The sequence below is a fragment of the Shewanella sp. SM55 genome (genome assembly GCF_025654025.1).
In the GTDB taxonomy this organism is placed as follows: domain Bacteria; phylum Pseudomonadota; class Gammaproteobacteria; order Enterobacterales; family Shewanellaceae; genus Shewanella; species Shewanella oncorhynchi.
Map to the genome: position 1 here is coordinate 42767 of NZ_JAKKRS010000021.1, position 13076 is coordinate 55842.

The 13076-nt window shown below is 47.0% G+C and carries 12 protein-coding genes and 1 other RNA gene; 5 read left to right on the plus strand and 8 right to left on the minus strand.

Features of this window, described 5'->3' with window-relative positions:
- Positions 1 to 68 precede the first annotated feature (68 nt).
- Both L5L91_RS21310 and L5L91_RS21315 read right to left on the minus strand, forming a co-directional pair.
- Positions 69 to 2525, minus strand: a complete 2457-nt coding sequence (locus L5L91_RS21310) for a YgiQ family radical SAM protein (RefSeq protein ID WP_263163896.1) — start codon at positions 2523 to 2525, stop codon at positions 69 to 71.
- Between the two features lie 215 nt (positions 2526 to 2740).
- On the minus strand, positions 2741 to 3151 hold the full coding sequence (locus L5L91_RS21315; RefSeq protein ID WP_263163894.1) for an MAPEG family protein: 411 nt from the start codon (positions 3149 to 3151) through the stop codon (positions 2741 to 2743).
- A gap of 157 nt (positions 3152 to 3308) precedes the next feature.
- Here L5L91_RS21315 and L5L91_RS21320 point away from each other — a divergent pair, with 157 nt between their 5' ends.
- Complete coding sequence (locus L5L91_RS21320; RefSeq protein ID WP_105250515.1) at positions 3309 to 4529, plus strand: threonine/serine exporter ThrE family protein; 1221 nt, start codon at positions 3309 to 3311, stop codon at positions 4527 to 4529.
- A 191-nt stretch (positions 4530 to 4720) separates the two neighbouring features.
- The gene (locus L5L91_RS21325; RefSeq protein ID WP_263163892.1) at positions 4721 to 6367 is read left to right on the plus strand and encodes a hypothetical protein; all 1647 of its coding nucleotides are present in this window, start codon (positions 4721 to 4723) and stop codon (positions 6365 to 6367) included.
- A gap of 65 nt (positions 6368 to 6432) precedes the next feature.
- Here the strand turns inward: L5L91_RS21325 and L5L91_RS21330 are convergent, their stop codons facing one another.
- The gene (locus tag L5L91_RS21330) at positions 6433 to 7140 is read right to left on the minus strand and encodes a DJ-1/PfpI family protein (protein ID WP_263163890.1); all 708 of its coding nucleotides are present in this window, start codon (positions 7138 to 7140) and stop codon (positions 6433 to 6435) included.
- A gap of 235 nt (positions 7141 to 7375) precedes the next feature.
- Between L5L91_RS21330 and L5L91_RS21335 the strand changes: the two genes are divergently transcribed.
- Positions 7376 to 8002 (plus strand): TetR/AcrR family transcriptional regulator, encoded by a 627-nt coding sequence (locus tag L5L91_RS21335; RefSeq protein ID WP_263163888.1) that lies wholly within the window; start codon positions 7376 to 7378, stop codon positions 8000 to 8002.
- A gap of 28 nt (positions 8003 to 8030) precedes the next feature.
- On the opposite strand, the gene L5L91_RS21340 is transcribed toward L5L91_RS21335, so the two are convergent.
- The 5 genes from L5L91_RS21340 to rsmI all read right to left on the minus strand — a co-directional run bounded on the left by L5L91_RS21340 (position 8031) and on the right by rsmI (position 10765).
- Positions 8031 to 8285, minus strand: coding sequence for a hypothetical protein (locus tag L5L91_RS21340; protein WP_113941445.1), 255 nt, complete (start codon positions 8283 to 8285; stop codon positions 8031 to 8033).
- Positions 8286 to 8296: 11 nt separating this feature from the next.
- Positions 8297 to 8800: a hypothetical protein gene (locus L5L91_RS21345; protein ID WP_263163886.1), complete on the minus strand. Its 504-nt coding sequence runs from the start codon at positions 8798 to 8800 to the stop codon at positions 8297 to 8299.
- 9 nt (positions 8801 to 8809) lie between these two features.
- A complete protein-coding gene (locus L5L91_RS21350; RefSeq protein ID WP_105250521.1) occupies positions 8810 to 9133 on the minus strand; it encodes a DUF883 C-terminal domain-containing protein in 324 nt (107 codons plus the stop codon).
- Positions 9134 to 9505: 372 nt separating this feature from the next.
- Positions 9506 to 9857, minus strand: an RNA gene (gene rnpB, locus L5L91_RS21355) — RNase P RNA component class A.
- Positions 9858 to 9922: 65 nt separating this feature from the next.
- A complete protein-coding gene (gene rsmI, locus L5L91_RS21360) occupies positions 9923 to 10765 on the minus strand; it encodes a 16S rRNA (cytidine(1402)-2'-O)-methyltransferase (protein ID WP_105250522.1) in 843 nt (280 codons plus the stop codon).
- A gap of 88 nt (positions 10766 to 10853) precedes the next feature.
- Between rsmI and L5L91_RS21365 the strand changes: the two genes are divergently transcribed.
- Entirely contained in the window at positions 10854 to 12749 is a 1896-nt protein-coding gene (locus L5L91_RS21365) for a penicillin-binding protein activator (RefSeq protein ID WP_263163884.1), read from the plus strand.
- The gene (locus L5L91_RS21370) at positions 12746 to 13072 is read left to right on the plus strand and encodes a YraN family protein (RefSeq protein WP_105250524.1); all 327 of its coding nucleotides are present in this window, start codon (positions 12746 to 12748) and stop codon (positions 13070 to 13072) included. Before L5L91_RS21365 ends, L5L91_RS21370 begins: the two co-directional genes overlap by 4 nt.
- Positions 13073 to 13076 lie beyond the last annotated feature (4 nt).

The window sequence follows — 13076 nt, forward strand, 5'->3', positions numbered from 1 at the left end:
TGCTAGCTAGGCCACTCCAAACCATATCTGGAGCGGCCTTTAAACATTATTTGTGATGGCGAAAAGTGTTACTTAGCCTGTTGGCGACCCTGAGAGGGCTTTCCTGCAGATTTGCCACCCGTTTTTGATGGGCTTCCACCTTTAGCCTGAGAGCCGCTTTTAGCTTGAGCGCCTCCGGCCTTAAAACCAGACTGGCCGAAAGGCGCTTTCGCTCCCGGACGGCTCGAATGAGCTCCGCTAGGTTTAGAGCCAGTTGGTTTAGCTCCTGCTGGCTTAGAACCGGCAGGCTTAGCAACATTCGCTGCAGGTTTTCCGCCTTTAGCGGCGGGTTTTGACTCAGCACCAGCCTGAGCTTGCGCGCCGCCTTTAGCTGCACTTTTAGATTTACCGTCGCCCTTGCGGTCATCAAACTGATTGCCCGAGAAGCGAGTAAAGGCTTTTTGGCCTTGATTGGCATCTTTCATCCACTTAGGTCCGCGCTCATTTCGACCTTCTGGTGGCACTAACTGATGCGGACTATTACCAATCAAGTCTTCACGCCCCATGGCGGTTAAGCCTTCACGGATTAATGGCCAACCCGCAGGATCGTGATAACGGAGCAATGCTTTGTGCAAGCGACGTTGGCGCCCTTTCTTCGGTACAGATACCACTTCGCTGGTGTGCTTAACGTTTTTCAGCGAGTTTAACTCGGTATGATAAATCGTGGTCGCATTCGCCATCGGTGACGGATAAAAGTTCTGTACTTGGTCGAGCTTGAACTTACGCTCCTTCAACCACAGCGCTAAGTTCACCATGTCTTCGTCGGTCGTGCCTGGATGGGCCGAAATAAAGTAAGGGATCAGGAACTGCTCTTTGCCCGCTTCCTTAGAAAACTTGTCGAACAATTCTTTAAACTTATCGTAGGCGCCCATGCCGGGCTTCATCATCTTACTGAGCGGACCTTCTTCGGTATGCTCAGGGGCGATTTTTAAGTAGCCACCAACGTGATGCTGCACTAACTCTTTGACGTAGGCCGGATCTTCGATCGCCAAGTCGTAACGCACGCCAGAGGCGATCAATACTTTCTTGATACCAGGTACAGCACGCGCAGCGCGGTACAGGTCGATAGTGTGTTTATGATCTGTGCCTAAGTGGCCGCAAATCGATGGGAACACGCAGGATAAACGACGACAGGTTTTTTCAGCCTTTTCGCTGGTACAACCTAAACGATACATGTTGGCGGTTGGGCCGCCTAAATCGGAAATAACCCCAGTAAAGCCTGGCACTTTTTCCTGAATATCTTTGATTTCTTTAACAATCGACTCTTGTGAACGACTCTGAATGATTCGGCCTTCATGCTCGGTAATCGAGCAGAAAGAACAGCCACCAAAGCAACCACGCATGATGTTGATTGACGTCTTGATCATGTCATAGGCAGGGATTTTTTCCTTGCCGTAAATCGGATGAGGAATACGCTGATAGGGTAAATCGAATACCGCATCCATCTCATCGGTATTGAGCGGCCATGCGGGCGGATTCACCCAAACGGCGCGGTCGCCATGGGGTTGAAATAACGCACGGGCACAACCTGGGTTTTGCTCTTGGTGCAAAATCCGTGAAGCATGGGCATATAAATATTTGTCTTCAGAGACTTTTTCAAACGCTGGCAGCAGCACATAGGTTTTATCCCATGGCTTAGGTTTAGGCGGTTGAACGCTAATAGGCTTAGGGGCTTCGTTATCGAATATCTTCACATCCGACGGGCCGGACAAGTTAGCACAACCCACATCATCGGCGCCGTAAGGATTCGGCAGCGGCTCTATCTTGTGCAGTTGGTCAATCTTGCGCGAGTCCATACCGCGCCATTCGGGCAGCGGCTCTTTACGGATAACAGCTGTGCCACGCACATCATGTAACGAGCTGATCGGTTCACCGGCAGCTAAGCGGCGTGCCACTTCGACTAAAGGGCGCTCGGCGTTGCCGTACATCAGAATGTCGGCCTTAGCATCGAAAATCACACTACGGCGTACTTTATCCGACCAATAATCGTAATGGGCGATGCGGCGCAAACTAGCTTCAATACCGCCAATGATCACAGGCACATCTTTAAAGGCTTCCTTACAGCGCTGGGTGTACACAGTCACGGCGCGATCTGGGCGCTTACCACCAATATCCCCCGCAGTATAAGCATCGTCGGAGCGTAAACGACGGTCGGCAGTGTAACGGTTGATCATCGAATCCATGTTACCGGCGGTGACGCCAAAAAACAGATTCGGGCGGCCCAATTGCATAAAGGCGTCTTTGCTCGACCAATCTGGCTGGGAAATAATCCCAACTCGGTAACCCTGAGCCTCTAACATACGGCCGATCACTGCCATGCCAAAGCTTGGGTGATCCACATAAGCGTCGCCTGTGACTATGATGATGTCACAGCTATCCCAACCAAGCTTATCCATCTCCTTGCGAGACATAGGTAAGAAAGGCGCAGTGCTGTCGCCCGTGGCCCAATACTTGGGATGACTAAAGAGTGTGGATTCAACTTGCATGGATTGTGACCCGAAAACGTAATGTCAAATAAAGGCGCCACGAAAATAAGTTACGCCAATTTAGGGACGCGGAGTATAGCAGGGAATGGAGGATAGATGCGATTAAAAAAACACCAATCGAGGCATTTTCAGGGGTATTTGAGCCAGAAGCGTAATACCCCTAAATCCGCTATGGATATGGCTTAGGGCGGAATTGACCGCCCAAACCTGCGAGCCTAGAGACCCTTTCCTAAACCTTGAGCAAAATGCAGCAAATTCATCAGCGCCAAACTGATAATCACTAGCCAAGTGAGCAATACCCCCCAAAAACGACCAAAATGATAACCACCTTGGCCTTGAGTTAAGCCAATAGCATGGAGTAAGCGCGCCACTATCCACACAGTCCCAAAACAGTGTAAATAAAATGCAGGCAAGCCACCCGCTTCTGCCACCAGCATTAAAATCAATACGATAGGCGCATTTTCGATCAGGTTAACATGCACTCGATTAGCCAAAGCTAAGGTGCTGTTACCACCATCCCCTAGGCCGATTTTCTGACCTCGCCTTAATTTCACTACTCGATAAGCTAAAGCGACAATTAATAGCCCTGTGAGGCTAGCGTAAAGACCCGTTACCATCAAAGACATGCATATTTCCCCTTATCAAAAAGCTGACTATAGCCCGAGCTGCAAAAAATCAGCAATTTATTTGTATTAAGGTTAAAAGCCATTAACCTTTTATAGACAAGATAGGTTAATATGCGCGCGTCATTCCCTACAACTTTTTATACAGTGAATACCCCGATTGGATAACGACGAGTTTATCGAAAAACGCAGATTTATCATAAAGCTAGGAAAAGCCTTGCATAAGTTTGGCACACCCGCTTATCGTCTAGAAACCCACTTACAAACCGTTGCTCGCACCTTAGGTATCGAAGGCTATTTCCTTATTTCTCCGACGTCGATGACCTTCGTTTTGCAACATGATACCGATCAAGAATATAACCATGCCGCTCGCGTTAAGCCTGGTGAACTCGATTTAGGCTCACTCGCCCGCACCGATGAATTGGTCGATGAGTTAACCTCAGGTAAACGTACTTTGGCCGAGGCCTTAGATCGCTTAGAAGAAATTGCCAATAAACCCAACCCCTATGGCCCTGTATTAACTTGCTTTTCTTTTGGAACTTCTGCCGCCGCTTTCGCTATGCTGATGGGTACGGGTTGGAATGATGTATTTTGGTCAGGATTATTAGGCTTATTCGTCTATGGCTTGGTATATCGTGCCGAACGCTCTGCCCGCATGGCAGAAGTGCTCGAACCCTTCGCCACTATCCTTTGCGCCATCGCAGCCTGTGGCATAGCGCGTATCGATCCAAATATTAATATCCCAGTAGTGATCCTCTCTTCCATTATTATTTTTATTCCCGGCTTAGCCTTAACCTTAGGTTTAGCCGAACTCGCCGCACGGGATTTAATTTCTGGCACGGCGCGCATCATGGATGCGAGCATGCAATTATTTAAGCTGTACTTTGGCGCAGTGCTCGGCATGGCAATCGGTAAAGCTATGTTCGGCGAAGCGATTCATATTGAACCTGAGGGTTTACCTCGCTGGGCAATTTGGTCGGCGGTTCCGATTCTATCTATGGCGCTGGTTTTTATCTTCAAAGCAAGGATGCAAGATTCGCCTTGGGGCGTATTGGCTGGGATAGTGGCGTTTTTCTCAGCCATGCTCGGCGGACATTATTTTGGTGATTCGGTGGGGATCTTCTTTGGTGCCTTGGCAGTAGGAATTTATTCTAACCTCTTTGCCCGCTGGATGAAGGCGCCAGCCTCCATCGCCCTGTTGCAGGGAATAGTGATCTTAGTCCCCGGCAGTAAAACCTATATCGGACTCAATGCACTGATCTCAGGTGAGACCATGCTCAATCAGTCGCACATAGGCTCGCAAATCTTTTTGATTTTTATGTCGCTAATTGCGGGGCTCATCTTTGCTAACGTCGCTGTCCCACCTAGGCGTACACTGTAACAATCGCTAATCCGGCTGGAGCCCGCGCCCAGCCGCTACCTCAAGATAATCTTAAGCTAACCTTAAGTAAAATAAGAAACTTATTAAAATGTTTCCTTGACTAACACTCGTTTTCCATGTGTTATTAAATTGTGAATTGCAACGTGAAATTGTTTTCGCTGCAGTCGTCGATTTCATGGGAGTGGCCTTTTATGCAGAAATTTTTTCAGTATGCATGCATCCTATCTTGTTGTGTTGGCAACCTAATCAGAGTTGCCCAAGCAGAAGAGGCTAAGCTCGCCGATCCCGCAAACAAAGATCAAACAAAACAAAAAGTCAGCAAGATTGTGGTGGTCAACAACCCCATTTTTGATGAGTCAGATCCCGATGCTTTTTTCATTCACCGCTGGGCTAACGCCCTGCATATCAATACCAAAGAATATGTGGTTCTCGATAATCTAACCTTCAGCGAAAATGATACTGTTACACAAAAAGATCTCGACGAATCCCAACGACTTTTACGGGCAATGCCTTATATTCGCGATGCGAAAATTTATATCGCAGAAAAAGATCCCCAAGCCGATGTCGATCCATCCGTTGAATCCGTGGTGGTGGAAACCTGGGATAATTGGTCATTATTACCGACAGCGAGTTTGAGTAGTTCAGGTGGCGACACCCGTTACTCCTTCGGGCTCAAAGAAGACAACTTGCTTGGAACGGGGATCCGCACTCGACTTAAATATCAATCCAATGAATCTCGGAATGGCTATAAATTTGCTTTTGAAGCGCCGCTCAGCATTATTGAACACGGCACAGTTGCCGCTGAGTTCTACGACAATAGCGACGGCCAAGCTAAACACGTTTATGTGAGTAAGCCCTTCTATTCCCTCAATACGAGTACCATGTATTCGGCGGAGTTTTTAGACGATAACCATACAGATACCCTCAGACAAAATGGGCAAGAGGTGAATGAGTTCACACACACAGTCGACTATCTCAATCTGCAATATGGCTGGTTAATTAATAAAAACAGTCAGCACCTTTCTCGCTTTATTACTGGTGTCACCCAAGACAAGCACGAGTTTGCCCATTCTGAGCGCTATCCTACGTCCATGCTCCCTCAAGACAGGGACTTTATGTACCCTTGGGTCGCGTACGAGTTTATCGAAGATGATTTCCACGTACTGAATAATGTTCACCTGATCACCAACAATGAAGACTTTAACTTAGGTTGGCATCACTATTTGCAATTCGGTATAGAAACCAATGATATAGGTGATAATAATCCCTTAGGCTACCACGTTAACTGGCAAAGCACTGGCGGGTATAAGTTTAACGATCAACTGTGGCTGTTAGAAATGGGGGGAACAAGCACTATCGGCACCACCCAAAAAGATACTTATAAGTTTGATATTCAAGCCGAATACTTCTATCAAATTCATCCTAAGTGGACGGCTTATGGCAAAGCTTGGGCTAGCCTTTCACAGAACACTTATCTGGATCTAACAAAAGGATTAGGGGATGAAACTGGCGTGCGCGGTTATCCAAACGAATACCAACAAGGGGATAATCAGTGGTTACTGACCGCCGAGATACGCAATTACCCCAATATCAACTTATACCAACTGGCTGAATTAGGCTGGGCAGTCTTTGCCGATCTGGGTCAAGCCTCCGGCGGTCAACTCGCCGAGAATAACGAAGTCAGCGGTCCACTAGGTAGCATAGGCATAGGCGCGCGGATTTATTCCTCTCGATCCAGCTATGGCAACGTAGCCCATATTGATTTTTCACTCCCTTACACGGGCGGCGAGTCAGTAAACAGCTGGGAATGGCGATTCCTAGTGAAAAGCAGTTTTTAAACCTAAGGTACATAATAATCGTATCAACTATGTACTTTTTAAGACAATCCTTGACGCCTTATGGCCTAAAATAATCCTGACGCTATCTGCCTAACCTCCTGCTCAACTCTCTGTACCAGAGAAGCGTCTGCCAATATGGGAGAACCGCTATTAAAGGGCGGTTTAGGATCATATTCAAACAATAACTGCAGTGTTTTAGCCTGTTGTTCACCCTCTATATTGGCAATGAGTGCCAAAGCAAAATCGAGCCCTGCAGTAATACCGCCGCCACTGATCCTATTACGGTCAATCACAATACGTTTATTTTCAAAGGTAATTTGAGGATATTGTGCCAACACTGAAGCATAAGCCCAGTGAGTGGTCGTGCGATAACCATTAAGTAAACCTGTTGCCGCAAGAATCAAGGCACCAGTGCATACAGATGTAATGTATTGCGCTTGCTCCCCCTTGCGTTTTAAGAAAGAAATGACTTTCTCATCCTGTATTTGCGCCAAAGGATTTGCGCTCCCAGGCACTAAAAGGATATCTATCGGCGGACAATTATCGAAATCGTAATTAGGCTGTAAGTTAACGCCCGCATCACAGGGTAATAGCGTGCTGGTTTTCGCAAAAGTGAAGGTTTCAAATGATGGCACAAAGGCTAAAAACTGTAGTGGCCCATAGGCATCGAGCATCGTCATGCCGGGATAAAGGAAAATACCTACTCTTAATTTGTGCTTGATTGGATTATTTGTTTGATCACTTTGAGCCGCTTCAATATTTTCACTCATCATAGATTCTCCATCGGTAGTGACAATTTCATATTTCAGGTAACACTGTCGTTGCAGTTAACCCTATGACCGTCACTATAAAGCCCATTATTCCCAACCATCAGGCACAAACTCGCCCGAATGTTTCAAATGGTACACCTGAGCCTATCTGTTCCACTTAAGCAAAAATCACAACACAAGAGCCATTGAGGCTAATGTATAATCAAACGCCTGAATTGAATTTGGAGCAAAATCCAGTATGCACACCAAGCCCCACATGCGCATAAAACAAAGCCCGCGAGCGATGCTCAAGGTTCTCCACGTTTTCAAGGAAATGCTTAAACAACAAGATTATCGTGATATTGCAGTGGCAGATATTGCGCACAAAGCCGATGTCGGGCGCACGACGTTTTATCGCTACTTCAAACGCAAGTTGGATATTCTTATTGCACTACATCAAAATATTTTTGAAAATATCTTTGAAGATCTACGGTCAACCGAAGACTGGCTTTCAACTAACACACCACCCTCATTGGAAAAACTGCTTATTACTTTTAGCCGAAACAGCATGTTTCGCCGTTCCATGTCATTTAGACTAGGTAGCGACCTCGATGCTGCAACTAAACAATTACAAACTAAACTTGTGCAACATATCGAAAATAAATTGATCAACACCTTCAACACTGACGAATTTATTATTCCAAGCTACACATTAGCCCATAGCATAGCAGCTCTTTATTTATGCCAAATTCAACAACTTATCGCCAGTCCCACACCTTGTCCTACACAACAAGCAAAATACTTACACTTACTGACTCGAGGCATGATTGTAGCTGCATTGACGACAACTAATAGCAGCGAAGCCCACACCAATGGAAATCATTAAGGTAAAAATCACAGCATTTACATCATTCTCAAGCGATGAGTTTGGTAATCCAACGCAAACCAAAGGTGCTACGCAGTAGTTTTACAGTGCTGTTGTGGCGCATTTGAAACAGGCAGCCAAGGCTAAAACTGACGATTAAACCTGGTGTCGACCCTATAAAATCACGACTGCTTTGCGCTAATTGTCGTTTCCTCATCAGTAACAAATCATGCTGCAACTGGCCTTGTTCCGTCAGCACAGTCAGCTTCAACTGCTGTTTTTTAAGTAACTGTTGAATTAGCATAGTCGCACCCCCTATTTTTGATGTTCCGACTCTCGAGTCGAGAGTAAAAGCCGTAATTGCTGCAAAGTCTTCGAAAAGCCAGTTTGTGACAGCACATAGCCAAGACTACGCCAACACCAAAGCAATAAAACAAACTGTAGCACCACCAAAGCGCTCACTGTGGCCAATAACGAACCGCTCAATTGAAACAGCATATAGCCCAGCAGCAATAAAATACTGCCCCAGAATAACGTAATGCCAGTACCAAAACAGACGACTAAAGCCGCAGCAATAATCAGGCTACGCCCTGTTAACCGCCATTCTGCCGTTGCTATTTTCCCAGCCAACTTCAACTGATCGAGATAGGCTTGCTTCACTGAACTGCTAAGAACAGCTATTTCAGCCAGTTGCTCCATTGCCTGATCAGTAACTTTATGCTGGGCAGCAGCTGATGCTGTCTGCCCAGTTTTGGCGGTTTGCGCACTATGCTGGACGGGCCTTTGTTCTGGCGCCTCTGACCTTGCACGGTTTTGCATAAATCCACCTTAGCGACGGCGCAATAAAGCCGTTAATACCACGCCAGCGGCAAAGGCAATCCCAGCAGTAGCCAATGGATTTTGCGCTGCCAACTCACGGGTTTTGCTATAAGAACTTTGCAGTTGTAATTTGATTTCCTCCTGCTTGAGCGCCAGAGTTTCCTGTGAGCTAGCCGCCGTTTTACGCAAAGTGTCTTCTGCAACTGCGGCTTTCTCTGCTACTACATCAACAGCATGGTGCGTCACTTCAGTTGCTTTCGCTGTTGTGGGTGAATTTAAAGCACCGCTATCTTTACTGTTAGTTTGTTCTGCTACGCTTTTTGAACTGGCCATAGAAAGCCTCCTTGGTGAACACTGTGCAATGCAACAAGATGCTGCACTTTGCGTACAAACCAATGCAATGGCTATACCAAACAATATAAACGCATAAAAACAAAAGGTTATAACTACTTTATTTCTATTAACTCTCTCAGTTAACGGTAGATGTTACCTGCATTGAGTAATTTTTACCTGCGACGAAGAAGGACTAAAAATAGCTGTAATGGCGGCTAAACTGAAAGCTAAATAAGCGATAGACTGAATGTACGAAAGAAATAGATAACTCTTATTTTTCAATAAGCTAATCAAATAAAACTTATCATTACCGTATAAGTTAAAAAACAAAAAGCCCGTTTGTCATTACGACAAACGGGCTTTTTGTTGAATGAGGTGAGTTGGCCGATAAGCCGGGTCCTGTCTTGGACAGTCATTCATCTAGGCCTGCAATCGCTCACAGGCTCAAGCGACCTACCCGGTTCCAACGCGAGCCACGCCATACGGAACCCTATTTGGTCTTGCTCCGGGTGGAGTTTACCTTGCTACGAACTATTGCTAGCCGCACGGTGCGCTCTTACCGCACCCTTTCACCCTTACCGACCTGATAAATCAGGCAGGCGGTCTACTCTCTGTTGCACTTGTCGTCGGTTCGCACCGCCCAGGCGTTACCTGGCACCCCGCTCTTTGGAGCCCGGACTTTCCTCCCCGTTCTTGCGAACGCGGCGACTGTCTGGCCAACTCGGCGCGGATTATAGCCTAAGCCACCCTGATGCACCACAGATAATCCGCTCGTAACCGTTTTAGCGCTTATAAATCAGACTCTAGGCCGTATTTGTACAGAGCGTTCTTTTTAAGTCCATGAATTTGCGCGGCAATTGCTGCAGCTTTCTTCAATGGCAATTCCTCACATAAGAGTTTGAGCGTATTAATGGCGACGGTGGGAATTGCTTCGTCATCACTCAAATGGTAGCCATGCACCATAAGCACGATTTCACCCTTCTGCTGATTCGGGTCAGTACTTACGGTGGCAAGCACCTCTGAGACAGGACCAGATAAAAAAGTTTCGAAGGTTTTGGTTACTTCACGCGCCATGACGACATGGCGTTCGCCACCAAGTACTTCAACCATAGTCGTTAGACTGTGCTCGATGCGATGGGGTGATTCATAAAATATCAGCGTGCGTGGATCTTCTTTCAGTGCCAATAACTTATCAGCGCGGGCTTTTTCTTTAGAGGGCAGAAAACCTTCGAAAGAAAAACGGTCCGATGGCAAACCCGAGGCGCTCAGGGCGGTAATTGCCGCGCAAGGGCCGGGCAAGGGGATCACATTAAACCCAGATTGGCGCACATGGGAGACCAAGTGATAACCCGGATCGGAAATCAACGGGGTACCCGCATCTGAAATTAATGCAATCGACAGCCCAGCTGCAAGCTGATCGACAATCCACTGGGCACGAGCACGCTCGTTATGGTCATGCAGCGCCGTAGTTTTTGTGGTAATACCAAAGTGACTCAATAACTTACCGCTGTGGCGAGTATCTTCACAGGCGATCAATGAAACCTGATTCAGCACCTCTATTGCCCGTGAGCTCATATCGCCCAAATTACCTATGGGAGTAGGAACTATGTAGAGTGCGACGCTTTGGTCCATATATACCTCTGTAATGACAGTGCCAAGACTTTCGTCAAGCGCGAGAGAAGGTTAAACTAGAGGCTGCATCTTACCAGAGTGAAGCCCAGTGTTAAAAAGCCTGAATACAACTAAGTTCGTTTCCGTGGCCATTTTATCGGTAATCTTGGCGGGTTGTGGCACTTCAACGCCCACCTCGACCGGAACTGCACCCACAGTGGCTACCTCTTTAGCATCCGCACCTTTGTCGGCCAATGTGTATTTGGCACAAGCCGCCAATAGCAAAGATCCGAAGCAGCGCGATACTAATCTGCTGCTCGCAGCCCATGCCTACATCAATGCCAACGACTACGCAGCGGCGCAGAAGCTACTAAAATCGATACAGCCAAGCTTGAATCAGAGCCCAACATTTCTGGCCGAACATAAATACTTGACCGCGCGCGTGCTTGAACACACGTCCACCTATAGTGATGCACTTAAAGTTCTGAATTATCCAAGCAATTGGAGTTTGCCAAGCTGGCAGATGACGGCTTATCACCAATTCAAGGCGCATTTATATCAATTGAATAAACAGCCTATTGAACAAGTGCGTGAACTGAGTTTGCTGACGACTTACTTGCCCCCCGCCCAAGCCAACGAGGTGAATAACGCGATTTGGCAAGTTCTGCAGCCAATGCACGAACAAACCTTAAAAGCCTTTACCCAAGATGCTAAGACTCCTGTGTTTACGGGTTGGTTACAACTGGCTTATATCGCGAAGCATTATGCTGTCGATCCGACACAGTTAGTACGCTACTTAGGCGAATGGCAGAAACAAAATCCTTATCATCCTGCAGCGGCTAAGCTGCCCGCCGATCTTGACAGAGCCTTAAACGCTAAGCCATTTACGCCAAAAAACATTGCTGTGCTGTTGCCGCTGACAGGCTCAAGAGCTAACGCTGCCAATGCAATTCGCCAAGGCATATTAGCCAGTTACATGGCCAAGCAAAATGACCAAGTCGCAGTCAACTTTTATGACACGGCAAACGATGCTGCCAGCGCTTACCAACAGGCGCTAACTGCGGGAGCCGAATTTATTATTGGCCCATTATTGCCTACTGAAATTGAACAACTGCAAGTGATCAATGCGGCAAACACAGCCACCACTAATGCGGTGACTAATACTGCTAACCCAGACAAAACAGCCAATACAGCACCTGCTACGCCTGTGCCGCAACTATTTTTAAATCAAGTAGATAAGTTCACCCCCGATCCAAATAAGTTCTACTTTGCATTATCTCCCGCACAAGAGGCGGCCGATGCGGCGGAGCATTTATATCAAGATGGCGTAACTATGCCGTTACTGCTGGCCAGTAACGATACCCTTGGCAAACGCATGGCCGAAAGCTTTATTCAAGCATGGAAAAAGAAGAGCGATAACCCTGTCGAAGTTCACTACTTCGATGGCGGTGATAAAATGCGCACCACAGTACAAGATGCCCTTGGCGTGCGCGATAGCCAAGAGCGGATCGCCCGTATTAAAGAGCTGTTAGGCAATTCAGTACAAGCCGACTTCCGTTCACGCCAAGATATTGATGCCATTTATATGATTTCAACGCCACAGGATCTAACCCTGCTCAAGGCCTTTATCGACGTCAACTTTAGCGTTTTCACACAACCTGTGCCTTTATATACCTCAAGCCGCAGCCGAGTTGAAAATGAAAGCACACAAACGGCGCAGGATTTAAATAACCTGACCCTAAGCGACGCACCTTGGCTAATGCAAAACGGCGAAGAAAATCTGATGGTCAACACACTATTTTCGGGCTGGAATAACAGTCAGAAACGTTTGTTTGTTATGGGTTATGATGCAATGGATTTGATCGGCCGTTTGGCGCAAATGCGCTCATTCACGGGTTATCAATTCAATGGTCGCAGTGGTGCTTTATCTGTCAGTCCAGATGGCATAGTCAACCGCCAATTAAGCTGGGGACGTTATGAAAGAGGTAGCTTCCGCCAGCTATGACACTCGGACAGCAGGCAGAATCGCACGCCCAACGTTACCTTGAACAACAAGGCTTAACTTTTGTCGAACGTAATGTCCGCTATCCGTTTGGGGAAATTGATTTAATCATGCGCCATAAAAACCATTGGGTATTTGTCGAAGTGAAGTATCGTTCGGCAAATCAATATGGCGGCGCATTACAGGCCCTAAGCAGCGCGCAGATCTCGCGAATTCGCAAAGCGGCTAGCCACTATTTACAACTCAATAGACTCGATGTGCCCTGTCGTTTCGATGTCATCGCCATGGAAGCCGATCAAATTCATTGGCTGGTCGATGCCTTTTAAGCGC

Bases quoted from the DNA above. Each gene is read 5' to 3' on its own strand.
- L5L91_RS21310 (WP_263163896.1), bottom strand. From the start codon at position 2,525: ATGCAAGTTGAATCCACACTCTTTAGTCATCCCAAGTATTGGGCCACG.
- L5L91_RS21315 (WP_263163894.1), bottom strand. From the start codon at position 3,151: ATGTCTTTGATGGTAACGGGTCTTTACGCTAGCCTCACAGGGCTATTA.
- L5L91_RS21325 (WP_263163892.1), top strand. From the start codon at position 4,721: ATGCAGAAATTTTTTCAGTATGCATGCATCCTATCTTGTTGTGTTGGC.
- L5L91_RS21330 (WP_263163890.1), bottom strand. From the start codon at position 7,140: ATGATGAGTGAAAATATTGAAGCGGCTCAAAGTGATCAAACAAATAAT.
- L5L91_RS21335 (WP_263163888.1), top strand. From the start codon at position 7,376: ATGCACACCAAGCCCCACATGCGCATAAAACAAAGCCCGCGAGCGATG.
- L5L91_RS21340 (WP_113941445.1), bottom strand. From the start codon at position 8,285: ATGCTAATTCAACAGTTACTTAAAAAACAGCAGTTGAAGCTGACTGTG.
- L5L91_RS21345 (WP_263163886.1), bottom strand. From the start codon at position 8,800: ATGCAAAACCGTGCAAGGTCAGAGGCGCCAGAACAAAGGCCCGTCCAG.
- L5L91_RS21350 (WP_105250521.1), bottom strand. From the start codon at position 9,133: ATGGCCAGTTCAAAAAGCGTAGCAGAACAAACTAACAGTAAAGATAGC.
- rsmI (WP_105250522.1), bottom strand. From the start codon at position 10,765: ATGGACCAAAGCGTCGCACTCTACATAGTTCCTACTCCCATAGGTAAT.
- L5L91_RS21370 (WP_105250524.1), top strand. From the start codon at position 12,746: ATGACACTCGGACAGCAGGCAGAATCGCACGCCCAACGTTACCTTGAA.